General features: G+C 61.0%; 25 protein-coding genes. 8 read left to right on the forward strand and 17 right to left on the reverse strand.

All coding sequences use genetic code 11. From position 1 onward, the window contains the following. Positions 1-5: 5 nt before the first annotated feature. From KI614_RS15670 to KI614_RS15745, 16 genes are all read right to left on the reverse strand, one after another. Complete coding sequence (locus KI614_RS15670; RefSeq protein ID WP_226406826.1) at positions 6-368, reverse strand: PilZ domain-containing protein; 363 nt, start codon at positions 366-368, stop codon at positions 6-8. Between the two features lie 15 nt (positions 369-383). Beyond that, on the reverse strand, positions 384-1,022 hold the full coding sequence (gene queE / locus KI614_RS15675; RefSeq protein WP_226406828.1) for a 7-carboxy-7-deazaguanine synthase QueE: 639 nt from the start codon (positions 1,020-1,022) through the stop codon (positions 384-386). After that, entirely contained in the window at positions 1,023-1,760 is a 738-nt protein-coding gene (gene ybgF, locus KI614_RS15680) for a tol-pal system protein YbgF (RefSeq protein WP_226406830.1), read from the reverse strand. Between the two features lie 2 nt (positions 1,761-1,762). Continuing rightward, on the reverse strand, positions 1,763-2,311 hold the full coding sequence (gene pal / locus KI614_RS15685; RefSeq protein ID WP_226406832.1) for a peptidoglycan-associated lipoprotein Pal: 549 nt from the start codon (positions 2,309-2,311) through the stop codon (positions 1,763-1,765). A 27-nt stretch (positions 2,312-2,338) separates the two neighbouring features. After that, positions 2,339-3,610 carry a Tol-Pal system beta propeller repeat protein TolB gene (tolB, locus tag KI614_RS15690; protein ID WP_226406834.1) on the reverse strand — a complete coding sequence of 424 codons (1,272 nt, stop codon included), beginning with the start codon at positions 3,608-3,610 and terminating at the stop codon, positions 2,339-2,341. Between the two features lie 31 nt (positions 3,611-3,641). Further along, entirely contained in the window at positions 3,642-4,469 is an 828-nt protein-coding gene (locus KI614_RS15695) for an energy transducer TonB (RefSeq protein WP_226406836.1), read from the reverse strand. Further along, a complete protein-coding gene (gene tolR, locus KI614_RS15700; RefSeq protein WP_226406838.1) occupies positions 4,466-4,876 on the reverse strand; it encodes a protein TolR in 411 nt (136 codons plus the stop codon). Before tolR ends, KI614_RS15695 begins: the two co-directional genes overlap by 4 nt. Before the next feature lie 3 nt (positions 4,877-4,879). Next, complete coding sequence (tolQ, locus tag KI614_RS15705) at positions 4,880-5,539, reverse strand: protein TolQ (protein WP_371810512.1); 660 nt, start codon at positions 5,537-5,539, stop codon at positions 4,880-4,882. Positions 5,540-5,553: 14 nt separating this feature from the next. Next, on the reverse strand, positions 5,554-5,976 hold the full coding sequence (ybgC, locus tag KI614_RS15710; RefSeq protein WP_203467956.1) for a tol-pal system-associated acyl-CoA thioesterase: 423 nt from the start codon (positions 5,974-5,976) through the stop codon (positions 5,554-5,556). 80 nt (positions 5,977-6,056) lie between these two features. Beyond that, positions 6,057-7,142, reverse strand: a complete 1,086-nt coding sequence (gene ruvB, locus KI614_RS15715; protein ID WP_226406840.1) for a Holliday junction branch migration DNA helicase RuvB — start codon at positions 7,140-7,142, stop codon at positions 6,057-6,059. Then, complete coding sequence (locus tag KI614_RS15720) at positions 7,139-8,197, reverse strand: AI-2E family transporter (protein WP_226406842.1); 1,059 nt, start codon at positions 8,195-8,197, stop codon at positions 7,139-7,141. The genes ruvB and KI614_RS15720 overlap by 4 nt, the downstream gene beginning before the upstream one ends. Further along, a complete protein-coding gene (ruvA, locus tag KI614_RS15725; RefSeq protein WP_226406844.1) occupies positions 8,197-8,775 on the reverse strand; it encodes a Holliday junction branch migration protein RuvA in 579 nt (192 codons plus the stop codon). The genes KI614_RS15720 and ruvA overlap by 1 nt, the downstream gene beginning before the upstream one ends. A 49-nt stretch (positions 8,776-8,824) precedes the next feature. Continuing rightward, complete coding sequence (gene ruvC, locus KI614_RS15730; protein WP_203467960.1) at positions 8,825-9,364, reverse strand: crossover junction endodeoxyribonuclease RuvC; 540 nt, start codon at positions 9,362-9,364, stop codon at positions 8,825-8,827. Next, positions 9,361-10,215 (reverse strand): DMT family transporter, encoded by an 855-nt coding sequence (locus tag KI614_RS15735; RefSeq protein ID WP_203467961.1) that lies wholly within the window; start codon positions 10,213-10,215, stop codon positions 9,361-9,363. The genes ruvC and KI614_RS15735 overlap by 4 nt, the downstream gene beginning before the upstream one ends. Positions 10,216-10,234: 19 nt before the next feature. Next, on the reverse strand, positions 10,235-10,681 hold the full coding sequence (locus tag KI614_RS15740; protein ID WP_226406846.1) for a hypothetical protein: 447 nt from the start codon (positions 10,679-10,681) through the stop codon (positions 10,235-10,237). A gap of 27 nt (positions 10,682-10,708) precedes the next feature. Then, on the reverse strand, positions 10,709-11,434 hold the full coding sequence (locus tag KI614_RS15745) for a YebC/PmpR family DNA-binding transcriptional regulator (protein ID WP_226406848.1): 726 nt from the start codon (positions 11,432-11,434) through the stop codon (positions 10,709-10,711). Between the two features lie 165 nt (positions 11,435-11,599). On the opposite strand from KI614_RS15745, the gene KI614_RS15750 reads away from it, so the two are divergent. Together KI614_RS15750 and KI614_RS15755 are read left to right on the forward strand one after the other, a co-directional pair. Then, complete coding sequence (locus KI614_RS15750; protein ID WP_226406850.1) at positions 11,600-13,222, forward strand: helicase HerA-like domain-containing protein; 1,623 nt, start codon at positions 11,600-11,602, stop codon at positions 13,220-13,222. An 83-nt stretch (positions 13,223-13,305) separates the two neighbouring features. Then, entirely contained in the window at positions 13,306-13,872 is a 567-nt protein-coding gene (locus KI614_RS15755) for a DUF3365 domain-containing protein (RefSeq protein ID WP_226406852.1), read from the forward strand. Here the strand turns inward: KI614_RS15755 and KI614_RS15760 are convergent. After that, positions 13,856-14,758, reverse strand: coding sequence for a LysR family transcriptional regulator (locus tag KI614_RS15760; protein WP_226406854.1), 903 nt, complete (start codon positions 14,756-14,758; stop codon positions 13,856-13,858). The genes KI614_RS15755 and KI614_RS15760 overlap by 17 nt on opposite strands. Positions 14,759-14,853: 95 nt before the next feature. On the opposite strand from KI614_RS15760, the gene KI614_RS15765 reads away from it, so the two are divergent. From KI614_RS15765 to KI614_RS15790, 6 genes are read left to right on the forward strand one after another with little or no spacing between them, the layout of a single operon-like run. Continuing rightward, positions 14,854-15,759: a DMT family transporter gene (locus KI614_RS15765; protein ID WP_226406856.1), complete on the forward strand. Its 906-nt coding sequence runs from the start codon at positions 14,854-14,856 to the stop codon at positions 15,757-15,759. A 21-nt stretch (positions 15,760-15,780) separates the two neighbouring features. Further along, positions 15,781-16,170, forward strand: a complete 390-nt coding sequence (locus tag KI614_RS15770; RefSeq protein WP_226406858.1) for a PTS sugar transporter subunit IIA — start codon at positions 15,781-15,783, stop codon at positions 16,168-16,170. A 2-nt stretch (positions 16,171-16,172) separates the two neighbouring features. Continuing rightward, the gene (locus KI614_RS15775) at positions 16,173-16,442 is read left to right on the forward strand and encodes an HPr family phosphocarrier protein (RefSeq protein ID WP_226406860.1); all 270 of its coding nucleotides are present in this window, start codon (positions 16,173-16,175) and stop codon (positions 16,440-16,442) included. A gap of 6 nt (positions 16,443-16,448) precedes the next feature. After that, positions 16,449-18,191, forward strand: a complete 1,743-nt coding sequence (ptsP, locus tag KI614_RS15780) for a phosphoenolpyruvate--protein phosphotransferase (protein ID WP_226406862.1) — start codon at positions 16,449-16,451, stop codon at positions 18,189-18,191. 7 nt (positions 18,192-18,198) lie between these two features. After that, complete coding sequence (locus tag KI614_RS15785) at positions 18,199-19,026, forward strand: phosphate/phosphite/phosphonate ABC transporter substrate-binding protein (protein WP_226406864.1); 828 nt, start codon at positions 18,199-18,201, stop codon at positions 19,024-19,026. Then, entirely contained in the window at positions 19,023-20,930 is a 1,908-nt protein-coding gene (locus KI614_RS15790; protein WP_226406866.1) for an ATP-binding protein, read from the forward strand. The genes KI614_RS15785 and KI614_RS15790 overlap by 4 nt, the downstream gene beginning before the upstream one ends. Positions 20,931-20,955 lie beyond the last annotated feature (25 nt).

A 20,955-nucleotide genomic window follows, 5' to 3' on the forward strand; every position in this document is an offset into this window, starting at 1 on the left:
CGTGGTCAGGGTTTGATCAGCAGCGCCAGTTCACGCTCGAGCAACATTTCGTCGCCCATATTGAGCGCCACCAGCCGACGCAGATGGGTCACGCTGTCGAGGTCGATTTCACGACAGGCAAGGCCGTAGACCTGGCCTTGATGGTGCACGATGGCTACTTCCATGCTGATCATCGTTCCCATCTCGTCGAGCCGTACCTTGAGCGAACCTTTCGTCCCGACCTTGGCGTAGAAGTCGGCTTCCGGCTGGATCAGCGCACCATTCAGCGACAGATCAAGGACTTCGACCGAGGCCTCGCCCGCCGGCAGATAAAGCCTTGCTTCGGTCTGGAAATGAATCCGGGAAAACTGGCGGCGATTGCTGGTCATGGAAGTCTCCGTCCGTTATTTGCCCTTCATGTTACCCCAAAGCACTTTGTGCAACTGCATCTGAAAGCGCACATCGAGACCGTCTTCGAGTATCCATTCAGCCAGCATCCGTGGCTCGACACGCCCCTGGGCCGGAGAGAGCAGAACCTGGCAACATTGCGCCAGGTTGCGCAGGCGCAATGCATCGCGCGCCCACTCGTAATCGCCGCGCGAAGCAATGACGATCTTGATTTCATCACGGACCGTCAGCACATCGAGGTTTTCCCAACGATTGCGCGCCGATTCGCCGGAATCCGGCGCCTTCAAATCCATAATCCGCGCCACACGCGGGTCGACCGCAGCAACATCAAGCGCACCGGAGGTTTCCAGGGAAACGTCATAGCCGGCATCGCACAAGGCCGTCAGCAAAGGCAGGCATTCTTTCTGCGACAGCGGCTCGCCGCCGGTCACGCAAACCTGGCGGGTGGGGTATTTGGCGACCTCGGCCAGCACCGAGGCGATCGTTGCCGGCTCGCCGCCGGTAAAGCTGTATTCGGTGTCGCACCAGACACAGCGCAACGGGCAGCCGGTCAGGCGGACAAAGACGGTCGGCAGGCCGGCGCGTGCAGCTTCTCCCTGCAGGGAGAAGAAAATTTCAGTCAGACGTAAAGCCAATTATTTCTTCTTCAAACGTTGCTGGGCCGACTCGGCTGCCGGTGTGTTGGGATACTTGCCGAGCACTGTTTCCAGCGAGCGCTTGGCGCCGGCCGGATTACCCAGCTCCTGCTGGCAGGTGGCAATCGCCAGCCAGGCATCGGGGGCCTTCGGGGAGTCCGCATACTTGGTCGTGACCAGCGTTTGTGCTTCGATCGCACGCTTGCAGTCGCGCTGGGCGTACCAGGCATTGCCGAGCCAGTATTGGGCATTCGGCGCCAACGAACTGTCCGGGTATTTCTGGACAAATCCGGCGAAGGCCACAGCGGCCTCCTTGTACTTGGCCGCTTTGAACTGGTTCAACGCAGCTTCGTATTCCTGCCCCTCGCGTGCCGGATCGGCTTTCACCGGATTTCCGCCGGCAGCGGGGTCGACCGCGGCATTGGCGCTACCCGGAGCCTCGAACTTGCGCAAACGAGTATCGAGATCGAGATAAAAATCCTGCTGCCGCTTCTTGGCGGTTTCCAACTCGTAATTCAGTGTTTCCAATTGACCGCGCAAGCGGGCAATTTCTTCGGCCTGGCGCTGGATCTGACCTGCCAGATCCAGCTGACCCTTGGCTTGCTGGTCGAAGCGCGCCTCCGTCTTGATTTTCAGATCGGTAATCTGACGACGTGCTTCATCGTCGTCAAATACACCGGCCTGCGCTTGGGCCGTGCCGAGTGCGGCAATCAGGAGGGCGATTCGAACCGGGTGCATGATCAGAACTCGCCGCGACCGTCAGCTGCACGGTAGAGGATATCGGCGCGACGGTTTTCCGCCCAGGCCGACTCATCGTGACCGTCGTTCTTCGGCTTTTCTTCACCGAGGCTGACCGACTCCACCTGATCTTCGCGAGCGCCGAGCAGGGTCAGCGAACGCTTGACTGCATCGGCCCGCTTCTGGCCAAGCGACAGGTTGTATTCGCGGCTGCCGCGTTCGTCGGTATTGCCTTGCAGCAGCACCTTGAAACCACGATTGGCAACGAGGTACTTGGCATGTGCGGCAACCAGATCCTTGTATTCGCCCTTGACTTCGTAGCTGTCGAGATCGAAATAGATGCTGCGCTGGGCAAGCGTGCTCTTCGGATCGGTCAGTTCGCGCGGCAGACCACGGGAATCGAGGCCACCGGCAACCACCGGAGCAACACCGGTATTGCTGCCACCGGTACGGGACTCGACCGGCGCACCGCCATTGTCGTCAGGAATCGGGGTAGAGCTGCAACCGACGATCAAGGCGGACAGCAGGGCGGGAATAAGCAGTTTTTTCATGGTGTTCTCCGGGGAATATGGTGAGGATTATTGAAAGAAAGGGCCCCAGGCCGGCTCGCGTACATCACCTGCAGCCACCGAGAGGCGTTGTTTGATCCTGCCATCGCTGGAGACAGCCGATAGAACGCCGCGCCCGCCAACTTCTGTGGCGATCAGGATCATGCGGCTATTAGGGGCAAAACTGGGGGATTCGTCCTTGTGCGAGTCGGTCAGCACCTGCACCTGACGGCTGGCCAGATCCATCACGGCGAGCTGGAAGCGACCTTCGCGACGGGTAATGAAAGCCAGGCTCTTGCCATCCGGCGACGGACGCGGCGAGACGTTGTAATTGCCTTCGAAACTGACCCGGCGGGCATCACCGCCATTGGCGCCGATCTGGTAAATCTGCGGGCTGCCGCCCCGATCGGACGTGAAATAGATTGTGCCGCCATCCGGCGAGTAGCGCGGTTCGGTATCGATGCCACCCGACTGGCTCAGACGCTGGACGCCACTGCCATCAGCATTGACGGCGTAAATCTGCGAATTGCCGTCCTTGGAAAGCACGACTGCCAGCCGGCGACCATCCGGCGACCAGGCCGGTGCCGAATTGGAGCCCTTGAAATTGGCAACGATCTGGCGCTGCCCGGAAGCCAGCGAATGAACGTAAATGACCGGCTTCTTCTTTTCGAAGGAGACATAAGCCAGACGCCCACCATCCGGCGACCAGGCCGGCGAAATAATCGGCTCGGTCGAGGTCAGCGCAGTCGCGGCCCCCTGGCCGTCGGCATCGGCGATCTGCAGCAGGAATTGACCGCGCGCTTTGACGACATAGGCGATCCGGGTCGAGAAAACGCCCTTCTCGCCAGTCAGTTTTTCATAGATGTAATCGGCGATGCGGTGACCGGCGGCACGCAATTGCTGGTTGCTGGTGACGTAGACCGCGCCACCCAGGGTCACGCCTTTTTGTGTGTCATAAACCCGGAAACGGGCTTCCATGCGGCCATCCGGGCTTTGTGCCAGACGCCCGGCAGCCAGTGAGTCGGCACCACGGCCTTTCCATTCGCCGTAATTGATCGGGGAATTTTCATCGAGCACGGCATTGGCCGGATCGATCAGCTTGAACAGGCCGCTGCGCTCCAGATCAGAACGAACCGTCGCGGTGATGATGCGAGACGCCGTGGCATCACCGCTAAAATCGGCAATCGCAATCGGCAGACGATTGGCACCGGCACCGCTGATCTCGATCGATAACTGGGCCTGAGCCAATCCGGCCACGGAGAGCGCGAGAGCCAGGAAGAAACGGCGTGAAATTTTGTACATTGCGTTCATTTTCAATAGGTTTTACGCGATTTTACTCTTCAAACGGCTTGTATTTTATTTCCAGCGTACGCTGGAAAAGCGCCGCATCATCGGGCTTTGGCAAGGGTGACGACTTGAGGATGGCTCGCTCGATCGCTGCATCCAGACCCGGATTGCCGCTCGAACGCTTGAGCTTGATGGCCAGCACCTCACCGGACGGCAATTGATCGACGGCGAAAATGGCTTCGGGATTGCCCTGCAAGCCGGGTGGCAGAACGATGTTCCCGCGCACCTTGACACGAATCTTGGTCGCGTAATCAGCCAGCCCGCGCTTGTTCGACGAGGCGCGCTGCTCGGCTTCCGCCGCGGCGGCATTCGACATCCGCTGACTGTCCGTTGCACTGCGGGTCGCAGATTTGAGCTGCGAGGTCTCCTTGGCCAGCTCCTTGTCGAAGTCAAACTTCGGTGCCTCGGGCTTCTTCGGCTCCGGCTTCTTGGGCGGCTCGGGTTTCGGCTCAGGCTTTTTCGGCGGTTCCGGCTTCGGTGGCTCGGGCTTGGGTTCCGGTTTCTTCGGCTCAGGCTTCTTCTTTTCTTCCTTGACCGCGATATCCGGTTTTTTCGGCGGCGGTGGCTCAGGCTTGGGCTCGACCTTGGGCAACGGCTTCGGTTCCGGTTTCACCTCGGGTTCCGGTGGAGGCGGCGGCGGGACAAAAGTCGCCGGTGCCGGTTTGGCCGACCACAGTTCAACCTCCATCACCTCAGGCGGGCTGCGCTTCCACTGCACACCAAGAAAGAGCGCCAGCACCAGACCGACGTGCACCGCGATGGTGAACGCCAGTGCGTACTTTTTACCGGGCTCTTCGGGACGATCGAGAATCATTTGCCAGTTGTCTGTACAACCAGGCCAACGCGCTTGACCTGAGCACGCTGCAATTCATCCATCACCGAAAGGACGGCCTCGTACTTGACGTTCTTGTCACCGGCGATCAACACCGGCTGCTCCGGATTCTTGTCCTGCGCAGCGCGGATCATGCCCGGCAGTTCCTTGCGGTCGACGCGGATTTCCTTGCCGTTTCCAGACCGGTCGGTCAGCGTCAGGGTCTGGTCGGCCTTGATCGCGACTTCGAGCGGCGCCGTCGGTGCGGTATTGGCCTTGCCGACAGTCGGCACATCGATACTCGACGTCGTCATCATCGGCGCAGCCACCATGAAGATGACGAGCAGCACCAGCATGACGTCGATGTAGGGAACGACGTTGATTTCAGCTTTCAGGCGACGCTGGCGCATGGCTTAACGCATCTGCCGCTGAAGGATGTTGGAGAACTCTTCCATGAACGATTCGTAACGCACGGCCAGGCGGTCGATATCGTGCGAGAAACGGTTGTAGGCGAGAACGGCCGGGATGGCGGCGAACAGGCCGATGGCGGTGGCGACCAGCGCTTCGGCAATACCCGGTGCAACCGAGGCCAGCGTGGCCTGGCCGACATTTGAAAGGCCGCGGAAAGCGTGCATGATGCCCCACACCGTACCGAACAGACCGACATACGGCGAAACCGAACCGACCGAAGCGAGGAAGGCGAGGTGCGATTCAAGTGCATCCATTTCGCGCTGGTAGGTCGCGCGCATGGCGCGGCGCGAACCATCGACGATGTCCTTCGGGTCGAGGTTCTTCTGGCCCTTGAGCTTGGTGAATTCGCGGAAACCGGCTTCGAAGATGCGCTCCATCGAACCGGCATGGTGGCGGTCGTTGACCGCGCTGTTGTAGAGGTTGTTCAGATCGCCACCGGACCAGAAATCGCGCTCGAAAGTCTCGGTCTTGGTGCGCGCCAGGCGCACGGTGAACCACTTCATCGAGATGTAGTACCAGGACATGAAGGAAACGCCGGCGAGCAAGGCCATGACGGCCTGGACGACCGCACTGGCCTGGAGAATCAGGTGGAGGATGGACATATCCTGGGTGACGTTCATTTCAGCGCTTCCAGTTTTTGATGCAGAAAATCGGGGATGGCAGCCGGCGTCATGGTGGCCATGTTGACGCAGGCAATTTCGACGGTGCCGGTGACCAACTCGACATCGCCACGACGGACATGCTGGCGGAAGACAACGCGGACGCGGGTCAGTTTTTCAACTTCCAGGCCAACGGTCAGTTCGTCATCGAGCCGCGCCGGCTTGAGGTATTCGCAACTCGCCTTGCGCGCCACGAAGCCGATACCGGCTTCGGCAGCCAGCGCCGACTGGTCATGGCCGGCAAAACGCATCCATTCCGTGCGGCAGCGCTCGAAGAAGCGGAGGTAATTGGCGTAGTAAACCACGCCGCCGGCATCGGTATCCTCGTAATAAACGCGAACGGGGATCGAGAAGGCGTTGGGCTTGGGCTCGTATTTCATCCCGCGATTTTACCTTGCGCTGCAACAAGTTTTTGTAACGATCTGTTTCTATCGCCTGTCGCGGTCGACCGCGACAGGGCTCAACGATCGGTCGAGAGATCCGGCGCCCCCTCGGTACGCGGCACCGGCAAGCCGAGATGACGATAGATGGCCGGCGTGGCGATCCGGCCGCGCAGAGTGCGTTGCAGATAGCCTTGCTGGATCAGGTACGGCTCCAGCACATCTTCGATCGTGTCGCGTGCTTCGCCAATCGCAGCCGCCAGATTGTCGACACCGACCGGCCCGCCGCCGAATTTGTCGATCACCGCCGAGAGCAGCTTGCGGTCCATCAGGTCGAGCCCGGCGGGGTCAACATCGAGCATGTGCAGCGCGGCGTCGGCGACCTGGCGGGTGATGTTGCCATCGGCCTTGACCTCGGCGTAATCGCGCACCCGGCGCAACAGGCGGTTGGCAATACGCGGCGTGCCGCGCGAACGTTTGGCGATTTCGAGCGAGCCTTCCGGGTCGATCGGTGCATTGAGCAGGGAAGCGGAACGACTGACGATGCTTTTCAGCTCATCGGCGTTGTAGAACTCAAGCCGGGCGACGATGCCGAAACGGTCGCGCAGCGGATTGGTCAGCATGCCGGCCCGGGTCGTCGCACCGACCAGCGTGAACGGTGGCAGATCGAGCTTGACCGAGCGTGCCGCCGGGCCTTCGCCGATCATGATGTCGATCTGGAAATCCTCCAGCGCCGGGTAGAGAATTTCTTCAACGACCGGTGAAAGACGGTGAATTTCGTCGATAAACAGCACATCGTGCGGTTCAAGATTGGTCAGGATGGCGGCCAGATCGCCGGCTCGTTCGAGTACCGGGCCAGAAGTCTGACGCAGGTTAACGCCCATTTCGGCCGCGACAATGTGCGCCAAAGTCGTCTTGCCCAGACCCGGCGGTCCGAAAAGCAACACATGGTCGAGCGATTCGCTGCGATTCTTGGCCGCCTGGATGAAGATTTCCAGTTGTTCGCGAATCTTGACCTGGCCGGTGTAATCAGCCAGCCGCTTGGGACGGAGTGCCCGTTCCAGCGCCTCTTCCTGAGCCGATTTCGAATTCGGGGCAATGATGCGGTCGACCGCGGCACGGGGAGAATCAGCCTGCGGGGCAAAAAGTTGGTCGGTTTCGATCATGCGGAAATGTCCTCACGCGTCCAGCGGCCAAACAGCATATGGCCGAGCGCCAGCAGTACCGGTCCGAGAAAAATGCCGATGAAGCCGAAGACCAGCACGCCGCCAAGCACGCCGAGCGCGATCAGCAAAATCGAAATGCCGGCGCCGCGCGCCATCAGGACGGGTTTTACAAAGTTGTCGATACTGCTGATGATGAACAGGCCGTAAAGGACCACGAAAATCGCCCAGCCGGTCAGCCCCTGACTGTAAAGCCAGGCAGCAGCGCCCCCCCAGATCAGCGGCGGCCCGATTGGAATCATCGACAGGAAAAAGGTGGCAAAACCCAGCAAGACTGCAGCCGGAACGCCGGCAATCAGGAAACCGATCATCGCCACCGTGCCTTGTGCCGCAGCGGTGCCGACAATGCCCAGCATCACCCCAACCACCGTGCCGCGCGCCTTGTCGAGCATTTCTTCACCCAGCTCGCCCCCCAGTTTGTGGGCGGCGACATACAGCGAATGCACCACCTTGGCGCCGTCGCGATAGAGGAAAAAGACGACAAAAATCACCAGCGCCACCTGCAACAAACCGTTGGCGGCAATACCGCCGAGTGCCAGCCCGAACTGGCGCAAGGGCACGACCAGTTGCTTGAGAAGGGCATTCAATTCGGCCCGGTTGCTGGCAATCTGGTGCCAGAAGGTATCGATCTCGACACCAAAAAATGGCAGCCCGCTGAGCCAGGCGGGCGGATCGAGCGGCAACCCCTGCTCAACATAAGGCCGGGCGAAATCGATCAGCTTGTCGGCACTGCTCGCCAGACTGCCGGCCAGGAAGATCATCGGCAGCAGCATGACCAGCACGAGCAGGGTCGTCATCAAGGTGGCGGCCAGCGTGTTGCGCCCTCCCAGGCGCGGCAGCAACTGTTCGGAGTAAAGCGGCCAGGTACAGATCCAGACGACGAAAGCGAACAGCACGGCACCGATCATCGGCCAGAGCACGGCAATGCAGCCGACAATCAGCAGGATCACCAGCGCGATCTGCGCCAGGCGCTTGGGATTTTCCTCGCTGTTGAACATCAGACCTTGGACAACAGTTTGAGTGCCGCCCGGATGCCGTCCGAGGTGCCGATATCGGCCGGCAGTTGTTTCATCGCAGCCGCGGCTTCCTTCTCGTTGTAGCCAAGGGCGAGCAGGGCGTTGGAAATATCCTGTTTCGCATCGTCGACCGCAGCAAGCAGCGAAACACCGGTAGTTTCAGCCAGTTTGCCCTTGAGTTCGAGCAACAGGCGCTCGGCTGTCTTCTTGCCGATGCCCGGCACCTTGATCAGGCGACCCAGTTCCTGCTGCGCCACGGCAGCGGCCAGATCGCCGACCGACAGGCCGGAGAGGACAGACAGCGCAGTACGCGCGCCGATCCCGGACACCTTGAGCAACTGACGGAAGGCGAAACGTTCGGCCTCGGTCAGGAAGCCGTAAAGATAGTGACCATCCTCACGCACGGCAAAATGGGTCAGCAAGCGCGTTTTCTCGCCATTCGCCGGCAGGTTGTAGAAGGTGCTCATCGGCACGTCGAGCTCGTAGCCGACGCCATTCACCTCCAGCACGATCTGCGGGGGATTTTTTTCGGCGAGGATGCCGGTCAGTCTTCCAATCATGTCGGCTCGATTTCTTTCAGGGCAAGGTACTGTAATTTCACACAGGTGCTCATCCTATCAGGCGGCCGCCCCGAATGCGATACCCGGCGGTCGCCATGGCGCCCAAACCTTGCCCGCCATGCGCATGGCAAATGGCGCAAGCCAGCGCATCGGCCGCATCGGAAGTCGGCGAGCCGGAGAGATTGAGCAGCCGGACCACCATGTCCTGAACCTGCTCCTTGGCCGCCTTGCCATGGCCGACGACGGCCTGCTTGACTTGCAATGCCGTGTATTCGGAAACTGGCAGACCGGCGTGGACCAGGGCGCTGATTGCCGCACCGCGCGCCTGGCCGAGCAGCAGGGTCGATTGCGGATTGACGTTGACGAAGACCTTCTCGACCGCAGCCTGATCCGGCTGATACGTTGCAACCACCTCGCTGATCCCGGCAAACAGCGTTTTGATCCGCTCCGGCAGCGATTGCTTGTCGTTCGACTTGATGCAGCCGCTCGCGATATAGACCAGCTTATTGCCGTGCAACTCGACGACGCCGAACCCCGTGACCCGCAAACCAGGATCGATCCCGAGAATACGCGGTGTCGCCAGACTCACTTGGGTCGTGCGACGAGATAGACGCCGCTGACCGCGATCAGCATGCCGATCGCTGCGGTCAACGTCAGTTTTTCATCGAAAATCACGAAGGCGATCAGCGCCGTGCTCAGCGGAGTCAAATAGAACAGGCTGGCAACATTCACCGCACTGCCGCTGCGAATCAGCAGATTGAGCAGGCTGATCGCGCCAATCGAGAGCACCAGCACCAGCCAGCCAAGCGCGAAGATGAAATCACCGTTCCATTCGATCCGGTAATTCTCGAACGACAGCACTGCCAGCGCGGTGACCAGCGCCGTCGGCACGAACTGGATGACCGAACCGGTACGCAGATCGAAGCTGGCGCAAAAGCGTTTCTGGTACAAGGTGCCGATGGTGATGCCGAGCAAGGCAATCAAAGCGGGAACCAGCATCGGCCCAAGCGCGGCGGCCTCGCCGAATTTGCCCGAGACAACCAGCGCGACGCCGACAAAACCGAGGCCCAGACCGGCCCACTGCCGGCGATTGACCTGTTCGCCGAGCAACCAGCCGGCACCCAGCGCCGTCAATAGGGGTTGCATGCCAACGACCAGCGCCGTGACGCCGGCCGGCAGGCCGTGCCGGATGGCGACGAAAACCCCGCCGAGATAAACGGCATGGACCAGCAAGCCAGAAACAGCAATATGCACCCACTGCATCGGCGCTTTCGGCCAAGGCGCTCGAGTCAGCAGGGCAATCGCCGTCATCAGGGCAATGACGAAGGCGTAGCGGGTGAGCAGAAAGGAAAGCGGCTCGGCGTAAGGCAGGCCGTACTTCGCCCCGATGAAGCCGGTGCTCCACAGGAAGACAAAAAGAAAGGGGTAGAGGCGCTGCATCAGCCGCGCCCCGTGGCACTCAATCGCAACTTGCCTGCACGCCATCCACCCGGCAAGCACCCTTGGTCCGGTAGGTAAACGTCACCCCGCCCGGATAGCTGCAGACCAGCTTGGTCAGCTTGCCCTGTTTTTCGACTTTCATGCCGGTCGACCGCAGCATTTTGACTTCGGCGGCCGGCTTGTCGCAGGAAACGTAAGCGTCGAAAACACCGTCCTTCGATTCCCACAAGGCGACATTTTTCATCGCCCGGTAGTCTTCATAACGCAAGCAGGAGTCGGTCTGGTTGGCATACGCCTTGGCGGCATCGCTGCAAAAGCCGTTGTAGGTGTACTTCAGCTCTTCTTCCATCGGACAGGCGTTGATCTGGGCCGCCCCGGACAAATCGGGGCAGACCAGCGTCGCGGCCGACGCAGTCAGGCTCGATGAAACAAGCAGTACAGCAAGCAAGGTACGGAACTGATTCACGATAATTCCTGACTGCGCGGCAAGCGCTTATTCATCCATCACAGCCGTGCTGTAGATTTCCTGCACGTCGTCCAGACCTTCCAGCGCGTCGAGCAGTTTCTGCATGCGCACGGCGTCGTCGCCGGCCAGCTCGGTTTCGCCTTCCGGCTTCATCGTCACTTCGCCGAATTCCGGCTTGAAGCCGGCCGCTTCAAGCGCATCCTTGACGGTCATGTAGTCGTTCGGTGCGGTGATCACTTCGATCGAACCGTCATCGTTCGTCGCCACATCCTCGGCACCGGCTTCGATCGCCGCGTCCATCAAGGCCGCTTCGTCGGTCCCCGGGGCGAAAATCATCTGGCCGCAATGCTTGAACTGGAACACGACGCAACCTTCGGTGCCCATGTTGCCACCATACTTGTTGAAAGCATGGCGCACTTCAGCGACGGTGCGGGTCTTGTTGTCGGTCAGGCAATCAACCATGATCGCCGCGCCGCCGATGCCGTAGCCTTCGTAGCGGATCTCGACATAATCGACGCCTTCCAGCTCGCCAGTCCCCTTCTTGATCGCCGTATCGATCTTGTCCTTGGGCATATTGACGCCCTTGGCCTTGTCGACCGCGACACGCAGGCGCGGATTGAAACCGACATCGCCGCCGCCCATCTTGGCAGCCACGGTAATTTCCTTGGCGATCTTGGAGAAAGCGGCGCCGCGCTTTTCGTCCTGACGACCCTTACGGTGCTGAATATTGGCCCACTTGGAATGACCTGCCATGGTCTTCTCTCACTGCAAAAACAAAGAAGCCGCAATTTTAACCGCAGCCGGCAGTCTCGTCAGTCGATGTTCGAATTTCCAGCCGACGCTGATTACGCTCTTTCACATTTCACCTCGCCAAGCGTTGCTAGAATGCCGAATACCTATCTTGTGGAAGATCGCACCATGTCCGAACCGCTTTACCTCGCCAAATCCGAAGACGGCTACCCGGCATTGCTGCCGCAGATGGCCAACCGCCACGGCCTGATCACCGGCGCCACCGGCACCGGCAAGACCGTCACGCTGCAATCGATCGCCGAACGCCTGTCCTTTGCCGGTGTTCCCGTCTTCATGGCCGACGTCAAGGGCGACCTTTCCGGCATGGGCGCGCCCGGCGTGGTTACGCCGAAGCTGGAAGCCCGGCTCAAGGATCTCGGCCTCGAAGGTTTCCAGCCCTACGCCAACCCGGTCGCTTTCTGGGATGTGTTCGGCCAGGGCGGCGTGCCGGTCCGCGCGACCATTTCCGACATGGGCCCGCTGCTCCTCGCCCGCCTGCTCAACCTGAACGACACGCAAACCGGCGTGCTGCAACTTGTTTTCAAGATCGCCGACGATCAAGGCCTGTTGCTGCTCGATCTCAAGGACTTGCGGGCCATGGTCCAGCACGTGGGCGACAACGCCAAGGAATTCACTACCGAATACGGCAATGTTTCCTCGGCGTCGATTGGGGCCATCCAGCGCGGCCTGCTGACGCTCGAAGAGCAGGGCGGCGACCAGTTCTTCGGCGAGCCAATGCTCGACATCAACGACCTGATGAAGCTCGATGAAAACGGGCGCGGCGTGATCAACGTGCTATCGGCCGAAAAACTCGTCCAGGCCCCGGCGCTCTACTCGACCTTCCTGCTCTGGCTGCTCGCCGAACTGTTCGAGCAACTGCCCGAAGCCGGCGACCTCGACAAACCCAAACTCGTTTTCTTCTTCGACGAAGCCCACCTGCTGTTCACCGATGCGCCCCAGGCGCTGACCGACAAGGTCGAACAGGTCGTCCGCCTGATTCGCTCCAAGGGCGTCGGCGTCTATTTCGTGACGCAGAACCCGCTCGACGTTCCGGAAAAAATCCTCGGCCAGCTCGGCAACCGCGTCCAGCACGCCTTGCGTGCCTTCACGCCGCGCGACCAGAAAGCCGTCCAGGCCGCCGCACAAACCATGCGCGCCAATCCCAAATTCGACGCCGCCACCGTCATCACCGAACTCGGCGTCGGCGAGGCGCTGGTTTCCTTCCTCGACGAAAAAGGCCGCCCGACAGTGGTCGACCGCAGCATCATCTTTCCGCCCGCTTCCCGCCTCGGCCCGCTCAGCGCCGACGAACGCAAGGCGATGATCCAGGCATCACCGATGCTCGCCACTTACGGCACCACGGTCGACCGCGAATCAGCCTACGAAATCCTGCGCGGCAAACCGGCGGCAAAGCAGGCTGCTCCCGGCGCCATTCCAGCCCCGCCCCCCGGCCAGCCGGGCGGCCTTAACGCCAATGACTGGGGCAATCACGGTGGCCAGCAAGCCGAGCAACGCCCGACGCCCCAAGCTCGCCAACCCGAAATCGCCGCACAGGAATCCGGCGGCGGCATTCTCGACAGCATCGGCGAAATGCTCGGCGGCAGCACCGGACCGCGCGGCGGCAAGCGCGAAGGCATGATCGAAGCCGCCGCCAAGAGCGCCGCCCGCGGCATGGCCGGCACCGTTGGCCGTGAAATCGGCAAGCAGATCCTGCGCGGCGTACTCGGCTCGATTCTCGGCGGTCGGCGCTGAGTCGCGGCACGGACAAATCGAGCACCATGCAGCAGGAAGAGGGAATAAAATAAGCGTTTACTTATTTCATTCTGGAGCCCCTGATGAAAACCTTCATGCCTCTCGCCCTGCTGCTCGCAGCCATGCCGGTGCTGGCCCAGGACATCGCCACGCTGACCGCCGATACCAAAAAAACTGTGCTGCCCGTTGTCCCCAAGGTGGTCAGTGCGATGCAGGAGGCAGTCGCTGAAAAAGGCGTCGCCGGGGCGATTCCGGTCTGCAAGGAGCAGGCACCGGCGCTGATCAAGGAAAAACGTCAGGAAACCGGCTGGGATATTCGTCGGGTCAGCCTGAAGACGCGCAATGCCGAGCGCGGCACACCGGATTTGTGGGAAGTCCGGCAACTGGCCGACTTCAACATCCGTGCCGCCAACGGCGAAAAACCGGAAACGCTGGAGAAGAGCGAAGTCGTCAACATCGACGGCAAACCGGTCTTCCGCTACATCAAGGCCCTGCCGGTCGGCGACGTTTGCCTCAAGTGTCACGGCCCGGTTGAACAATTCGAGGCCGGCCTGAAGACCAAACTCGGCGAGAGCTATCCGCACGACCAGGCGACCGGCTACGCCAAGGGCGAAGTACGCGGTGCGCTGACCGTCAAACGCCCGTTGTAAGCGCCTGCCTGCCCTTGTCGGCCAGATGGTCGAACAGGGCCGCTGCCGCCGGGCTGAGTGCGGCGCGCGAACGCACGCACAATTGCAGATCGCGCGGCGCCCAATCGTCGGCGATTTTCACCGTTTTCAGGCCGTCGACCGCGACAATCGAGGAGTGCGGCAACAAACCGATGCCAACACCCGCCGCCACCATGCGGCAAATGGCATTGAAGCTGCGCACCTGGATGCGCACGTCGAGGCTACCGCCCAGTTGGGCCGCGGCATTCATCATGAAAGTATGAATGGCGCTGCCGGCATGCAGGCAGACAAAAGGCTGGTCGAGCACTTCGGCAAAATTGACGACCTGGCGAGCCGCCAGCGGATGCCCGGCCGGCACCACCAAGGCCAGACGATCACGCCGGTAAGGCTGTGAATCAAGGCTGCCCGGCCCACGCTCGGCGGCCACCACCCCGATTTCAACCTGCCCGGCAGCCACCGCCTGAATGATCGCCGGACTGGGCTGCTCTTCGAGGCTGACCCGGATACGCGGATGTTCACGCAGGAAATCGCCGAGATCTTCGGGTAAAAAACAGTTGATGGCATTGGTATTGGCAAACACCGTGACCTGGCTGTTCAAGCCGCTGGCGTAGGGCGCCAGATCGGCATGCATTTGTTCCAGCTGGGCGAATACCTGACGGGCATGCCGCAACAGCGACTCACCCGCCAACGTCGGGGTCAGACCGCGATGGTGACGGGCAAAAAGCGGCACGCCGAGCGCCGCTTCAAGCTGGGTCAGGCGATGACTGGCCGAGGAGGGCGCCAGATGAACCCTGGCGGCTGCCCGGGTCAGGCTGCCACTGTCGGCAATCGCGGCAACCAGCCGCAAATCCGGAAGGTCGTAATACATGGTTTCGTCCAGAACGAATGCTTGCTTTGAATATTACCAATTGCCAAGCCGCCTGGTGACGTATTCAATGGGCAATCCACTCCAACTCGACGAACATGACTTTGAAAAAATCGAACGCCTGGCGAAATAGTCCTGCCACCGGTGCCGCCCTGGCCCTGCTTGCCGCACTCGGTTTTTCGATGAAGGCCATCTTCGTCAAACTGGCCTACCCGTATGGCGTCGATGCCGTCACCCTGCTGGCGCTGCGCATGGGTTTTGCGCTGCCGGTTTTTCTCTGGGTCGGCCTGGCCGAGCAACGCAGCGGCGCCCAGTTGTCGCGCCAGGACTGGGGCCGACTTTTCCTGCTCGGCTGTTGCGGCTATTACGGCGCAAGCATCCTCGATTTCTGGGGACTGCAGTACATTTCGGCCGGGCTGGAGCGCCTGATCCTGTTCACCTACCCAACCCTGACCATTCTGATCGGCGTTTTCTTCCAGGGCAAACCCTTCACCCGCCGCGAGGCAATTGCCATCGTCTTCTGCTATTGCGGCATCGGTTTTGCCTTCATGCACGATCTCGATTTCGGCGATGCCCGCAATGTCTGGCTCGGCGGCGCCCTTGTCTTCGGCTCCAGCGTTTCCTACGCCATCTATCTCTCGGGCAGCGCTCCGATGATCACGCGGATCGGCGCCATGCGCTTTGCCGCCATCGCCACGCTGATGTCGTCAGCCGTCACCTTGGTACACTTCGCCCTGTCACACCCGCTCAGCGCTTTCATTCAGCCGCTGCCGGTGTATGGCTGGGGACTGGCGATGGCCTTGTTCGCCACGATCATCCCGGTATTCGCCCAAACGGCGGCAATCAAGCGACTCGGCGCCGGTCATGCCTCGCTGATCACGATGATCGGACCATTGCTCACCATCGGCTTTGGCTGGTGGCTGCTCGACGAGCAAATTTCCTTCGCCCAGGTGGCCGGAGCCGGCCTGGTTGTCGGCGGTATCCTGATCGCCAGCCGACGCTGAAAGGGCGGTAGAATCCGACGCATGATCGGAATTCTACTCATCACCCATGGCAGCTATGGCGAGGCCCTCGTCCAGAACGCCTGCCACGTGCTCAACAAGCGGCCAATCCAGCTCAACCAGTTGGGCGTGGCCGCTCAGGATGACCCGCTCGACCTCCTGCCGCTGGCCCGGCAAATGCTCGCCCTGGTTGATACCGGCGAAGGTGCGGTCGTCCTGACCGACATTTTTGGCGCCAGTCCGGCCAATCTCGCCCTGAAGCTGCTGGAACCGGGACGCATCGAAGGCATTGCCGGCGTTAATCTGCCGATGCTGCTGCGCGCCTTGACCTACCGCGAGAAGGGCATGGAAACCTTGCTCACCCGAGCCATCGGCGGCGGCCGCGATGGCGTTTTCAATATGCAGGATCACTAGACATGCAGACCAGAGAAACAGAGATCATCAACAAGCTGGGCCTGCACGCCCGCGCCTCGGCCAAGCTGACCCAACTGGCCGGCAAATACAAATGCGAAGTCTGGATGGCCAAAGGCACACGCCGGATCAACGCCAAAAGCATCATGGGGGTGATGATGCTGGCGGCTGGCAAGGGCTCGAAAGTGACTGTCGAAACCGACGGTCCGGATGAGGCGGAGGCGATGGATGCGCTGCTTGCGCTGATCGCCGATTATTTCGGCGAAGGGGAGTAAGCGACCATGAGCTTCACCCTGCACGGTCTCGGTGTCTCCAGCGGCATCGCCATCGGGCGGGCCATGCTGATGTCGCATGCGACGCTGGAAGTGTCGCACCTGACCATAGCTCCGCGCATGGTCGACAAGGAAATCACCCGCTTCGAGGCGGCCATCAAGTCCGTCAAGGGCGAGCTCGAACTGATGAAGGAAACGACCGAGCACGCCCCGGCCGAGCTTGCCGCCTTCATCGACATCCACACCATGTTCCTCGAAGACCCTGAACTGGTCGACAAGCCGCGCGAGATCATCCGCGAGCGGCGCTGCAATGCCGAATGGGCGCTGGTCCAGCAGATGGAGCATCTGGTCGGGCAATTCGAGCAATTCGACGACCCCTACCTGCGCGAACGCAAGTTCGACGTCGTCCAGGTCGTTGAGCGCGTCATCAAGGAACTGCTTGGCCACCCCGGCCGGGCGGTGATGAAAACGGCCAAGGGCGTCAAGGAAGAGATGCTGATTGTCGTCGCCCACGACCTGTCACCGGCCGACGTCATCGCCTTCAAGGACCATCGCTTCGCCTCCTTCATCACCGATGTCGGCGGCTCGACTTCGCACACAGCCATTCTCGCCCGCAGCATGGCGATTCCGTCGATTGTCGGCCTTGAAACAGCGCGTTCGCTGATCCGCGATGGCGAGCAGATCATCGTCGATGGCACGCGCGGCGTCGTCATCGTCAATCCGGACCCGCGCGTGCTGGAGGAATACCAGCTCCGCAAGAACCAGATCGAACTGGAACGCTCCAAGCTCAAGCGCCTGAAGACGGCCAGATCGCAGACGATTGACGCGGTCGACGTGCAACTTTTTGCCAATATCGAATTGCCCGGCGACGTGCCGATTGCGCTGGAGGCTGGTGCCGAAGGGGTCGGCCTGTTCCGTACCGAATTCCTCTTCCTCGACCGCGGCGACATGCCCGACGAGCGCGAGCAATACGAAGCCTACAAAAAGGTGGTCAAGGGCATGGCCGGTCGGCCGGTCACCATCCGCACCTTCGACCTCGGCAACGACAAGGATCTGCGCCCCGGCAACAACACCAACGATCGTGTTCATACCAACCCGGCCCTCGGTCGGCGCGCCATCCGCCTGTCGCTGGCCGAGCCGCGCATGTTCCAGATCCAGCTGCGTGCCATCCTGCGCGCCTCGAAATACGGCCCGATCAAGTTGCTCATCCCGATGCTGGCGCACGCCCATGAAATCGACCAGACGCTGGCCGCACTGGAGCAGGCCAAATCCAGCCTGCGTGGCGAAAAGGTCGCTTTCGACGAAAACATCCAGGTTGGCGGGATGATCGAGATTCCAGCCGCCGCGCTGGCCGTCGGCCTGTTCCTGCGTCGTCTCGACTTCCTGTCGATCGGCACCAATGACCTGATCCAGTACACACTGGCCATCGACCGTTCCGACGAACAGGTCGCCAATCTTTACGACCCGCTGCATCCTGCCGTGCTGATGCTCCTGGCCCACACGCTGTCGATGGCGGAAAAGGTCAACATTCCGGTCTCCGTTTGCGGTGAAGTCGCCGGTGATCCGCAATTCACCCGCCTGCTGCTCGGCATGGGCCTGCGCATTTTCTCGATGCACCCATCGCAGATTCTTGAAGTGAAGAATCGCGTACTCAAGGCCGATGTCAGCGAACTCGCCCCCACGGTCCGCCGGATGCTGCGCCTCGATGAACCGGGAAAACTGCGCGAGGCACTCGATAAGCTGAACGCCTGAGAAAGCGATGCTGAAAACCGCAATCATCCGCTTGTTCGCCATTGGGGCCTTGTTCTTTGCATGGGGCGCAACGGCCGAGTCGCCGGTTTTCAGGCTGGGGGTTGCGCCCCACACCAGCGCCCGGGTCATTCTGGAAATGTATCAGCCATTGCGCCAGCAGCTTGAGCGCGACCTTGGCATGCCCGTCGAAGTCCAGACTGCGCCGGACTTTACCGAGTTCGGCCGGCGCGCCCTGAATCAGGATTACGACCTGGCAATCACGACAGGCCACCAGGCCCGTCTTTACCAGACCGACGCCGGCTACCTGCCCCTGGCAACCTACAAGGCCGATTTCAAGGCCGTTGCGCTGGTTGCACGCGACAGCCCTTTTCGCAGCCCGGCAGATCTGAAGGGCGCAACGGTCCTCGGACTCTCACCGTCCTCTCTGGTGACCTTGTGGGGACAGCACTGGATGAAAATCAACGGCGTCCAGGAAACCAACATGCGCTATGTCTCAGCGGCCGACAGCATCAGCCAGCAAGTGCTGGCCGGCGATGCCAGCCTGGCCTTCACCTCGCTGGCCAATTTTCAGAAACTGCCGGCCGAGCAACAGGCCGATTTGCGCATCCTGGCCGAAAGCGATTCGCTGCTTGGCCGGGTGTACATGCTCAACAAACGCTGGAGCCATCAGCTTGGCAAATTCGATCTGGCCCTGAGCAATTTCGCCAACTCGCCGGCCGGAAAAAGATACCTCAGCCAGAATAAGCTTGAGGCTTACCGCAAGCTCCGCCCCAAGGAGCTTGAAGCGATGGAACCCTACGCCGTCGAGACCCGTCAGTTGATCAAGGCCCGATGAGACGTTCATTCCTGCCGCGCTCGGTGCGTGGTCGTCTTCTGGTCGTGGCCATTCTGGTCGAAGCGCTGATGTTGACCGTGCTCGTCGCCAACAGCCTGCGGCTGCTGGCCGACAATATGGGGATGCAGGCACAACGCCATGCCGAGCAAATTGCTCCGGTGCTGATTGCCGCCATCGTCGCACCACTCGCCCAGCACGACTACGCCACCGTCCAGGCCGTACTGGAGGAAAGCAAGGCGGCCAGCGGTATCAGCTATCTGGCCGTGACCGACAAAACCGGGCGCCGCATCGCCAGCAGCGGCTGGGCGAAAAATACGGAATTACCTGCACCGGACCCCAGCTTCCAGCTTTTTGCCGCCAAGGATGGCAATCCACGTTACGACATTCAGGTGCCGGTCACGGCCTATGGCCAGAAAATGGGAACGCTGCATGTCGGACTCGATCTTTCGCAGATCCTTCAGGCACATGCGCAACTGTTCCAGCAAGGCGTCGGCATCGCGCTGCTCGAAATCTTATTTTCGGCCGGGCTGATCGGCCTGATCGGCTACCTGATGACGCGCCACCTGAGTACGCTGACCGAGGCCAGCGAAGCAGTTGCTGCCGGCAATCTGACGCCGCCACCGGTCCCTGAAGGCGATGACGACATCGGGCATCTTGGCCGGGCATTCAATGCCATGTCGCGCGCCATCGCCGAGCGGATCAGGGAACTGACCGAAGCCCGCGACAAGGAAACCGAACTGGCCAAGGCGGCCGAAGCTGGCGCCCAGGCCAAGACCCGTTTCCTGGCCACCATGAGCCATGAAATCCGGACACCGATGAATGGCATTCTCGGCATGACCGATTTGGCCCTGGCCACTGAGTTGACCGCGGAACAACGCGAATATCTCACCTGGGTCAAGGTATCGGGTGAAAGCCTGCTGCGCGTTCTCAATGACGTACTCGATTTTTCCAAGATCGATGCCGGCCAGCTCAGCTTGGAACATATCCCGATCTCCTTGCCGGATTTGCTCGACAGCGTCCTCGGCATTTACTCGTTACAAGCCAGCGACAAGAAGCTGAAGCTCAGCTGGCACGCCGCGGAGAGCGTTCCCCGCGAAGTCATCGGCGATCCGGTCCGTCTGCGCCAGATTCTGACCAATCTGATCTCGAATGCCCTGAAATTCACCGAGCAGGGTGGCGTACACATCGAGTTATCAGCCGCACCCGGCCCGGTGGCCGAGAAAGTTCGGCTCAATTTCATCGTCAGCGATACCGGCATCGGCATTCCCAGCGACAAGCAGGAAATGATCTTCTCGCCCTTTTCGCAAGCCGAAAGCTCGACGACCCGGAAGTACGGCGGCACCGGCCTCGGCCTGTCGATCGTCATGCGCCTGATTGAAATGATGGATGGCACGCTCTCGGTAGACAGCCAGCCGGGGCAAGGCAGCCATTTCAGGTTCAGCATCGACTATCTGCGCGCAGCTATGCCGGCCACGACAACGGCCACAGCCGCCAGCCCTTCGCGAGAGGCCGGCCCCAGCCTGAACGGGCGACGCATCCTGCTGGTCGAAGATACGCCGGTCAACCAAAAACTCGCCACCATGCTGCTCGGCAAACAGGGCTGTCTCGTCACACTGGCCGAAGATGGGCTGCAGGCGGTTGCCGCCGTAAACAGCCAAACCTTCGATCTCGTCTTGATGGATCTGCAAATGCCGAATATGGATGGCATTGAGGCCACGCAACTGATCCGTGCCAGGGAAGCCAACGAGTCGCTGCCACGCCTGCCGATCATTGCCCTGACCGCCAACGTGCTGGCTGCCGACCGCGAACAATGCATGCGGGCCGGCATGGATGATTTCATCAGCAAGCCCTTCAAGGCGGATGAAATGCTTCGTGTACTCAAGGCCCACAGCCCCGCCGGCTGAATCTTTGACCTGCTGCGGTCGACCG

The organism is Dechloromonas denitrificans (assembly GCF_020510665.1).
Classification (GTDB): domain Bacteria; phylum Pseudomonadota; class Gammaproteobacteria; order Burkholderiales; family Rhodocyclaceae; genus Azonexus; species Azonexus denitrificans_B.

Excerpts from the sequence above, each read along its gene's own strand:
- KI614_RS15670 (WP_226406826.1), bottom strand. The coding sequence starts at position 368 with ATGACCAGCAATCGCCGCCAGTTTTCCCGGATTCATTTCCAGACCGAA.
- ybgF (WP_226406830.1), bottom strand. The coding sequence starts at position 1,760 with ATGCACCCGGTTCGAATCGCCCTCCTGATTGCCGCACTCGGCACGGCC.
- pal (WP_226406832.1), bottom strand. The coding sequence starts at position 2,311 with ATGAAAAAACTGCTTATTCCCGCCCTGCTGTCCGCCTTGATCGTCGGT.
- tolB (WP_226406834.1), bottom strand. The coding sequence starts at position 3,610 with ATGTACAAAATTTCACGCCGTTTCTTCCTGGCTCTCGCGCTCTCCGTG.
- KI614_RS15695 (WP_226406836.1), bottom strand. The coding sequence starts at position 4,469 with ATGATTCTCGATCGTCCCGAAGAGCCCGGTAAAAAGTACGCACTGGCG.
- tolR (WP_226406838.1), bottom strand. The coding sequence starts at position 4,876 with ATGCGCCAGCGTCGCCTGAAAGCTGAAATCAACGTCGTTCCCTACATC.
- tolQ (WP_371810512.1), bottom strand. The coding sequence starts at position 5,539 with ATGTCCATCCTCCACCTGATTCTCCAGGCCAGTGCGGTCGTCCAGGCC.
- ybgC (WP_203467956.1), bottom strand. The coding sequence starts at position 5,976 with ATGAAATACGAGCCCAAGCCCAACGCCTTCTCGATCCCCGTTCGCGTT.
- ruvB (WP_226406840.1), bottom strand. The coding sequence starts at position 7,142 with ATGATCGAAACCGACCAACTTTTTGCCCCGCAGGCTGATTCTCCCCGT.
- KI614_RS15720 (WP_226406842.1), bottom strand. The coding sequence starts at position 8,197 with ATGTTCAACAGCGAGGAAAATCCCAAGCGCCTGGCGCAGATCGCGCTG.
- ruvA (WP_226406844.1), bottom strand. The coding sequence starts at position 8,775 with ATGATTGGAAGACTGACCGGCATCCTCGCCGAAAAAAATCCCCCGCAG.
- KI614_RS15735 (WP_203467961.1), bottom strand. The coding sequence starts at position 10,215 with ATGCAGCGCCTCTACCCCTTTCTTTTTGTCTTCCTGTGGAGCACCGGC.
- KI614_RS15745 (WP_226406848.1), bottom strand. The coding sequence starts at position 11,434 with ATGGCAGGTCATTCCAAGTGGGCCAATATTCAGCACCGTAAGGGTCGT.
- KI614_RS15750 (WP_226406850.1), top strand. The coding sequence starts at position 11,600 with ATGTCCGAACCGCTTTACCTCGCCAAATCCGAAGACGGCTACCCGGCA.
- KI614_RS15755 (WP_226406852.1), top strand. The coding sequence starts at position 13,306 with ATGAAAACCTTCATGCCTCTCGCCCTGCTGCTCGCAGCCATGCCGGTG.
- KI614_RS15760 (WP_226406854.1), bottom strand. The coding sequence starts at position 14,758 with ATGTATTACGACCTTCCGGATTTGCGGCTGGTTGCCGCGATTGCCGAC.
- KI614_RS15765 (WP_226406856.1), top strand. The coding sequence starts at position 14,854 with ATGACTTTGAAAAAATCGAACGCCTGGCGAAATAGTCCTGCCACCGGT.
- KI614_RS15770 (WP_226406858.1), top strand. The coding sequence starts at position 15,781 with ATGATCGGAATTCTACTCATCACCCATGGCAGCTATGGCGAGGCCCTC.
- KI614_RS15775 (WP_226406860.1), top strand. The coding sequence starts at position 16,173 with ATGCAGACCAGAGAAACAGAGATCATCAACAAGCTGGGCCTGCACGCC.
- ptsP (WP_226406862.1), top strand. The coding sequence starts at position 16,449 with ATGAGCTTCACCCTGCACGGTCTCGGTGTCTCCAGCGGCATCGCCATC.
- KI614_RS15785 (WP_226406864.1), top strand. The coding sequence starts at position 18,199 with ATGCTGAAAACCGCAATCATCCGCTTGTTCGCCATTGGGGCCTTGTTC.
- KI614_RS15790 (WP_226406866.1), top strand. The coding sequence starts at position 19,023 with ATGAGACGTTCATTCCTGCCGCGCTCGGTGCGTGGTCGTCTTCTGGTC.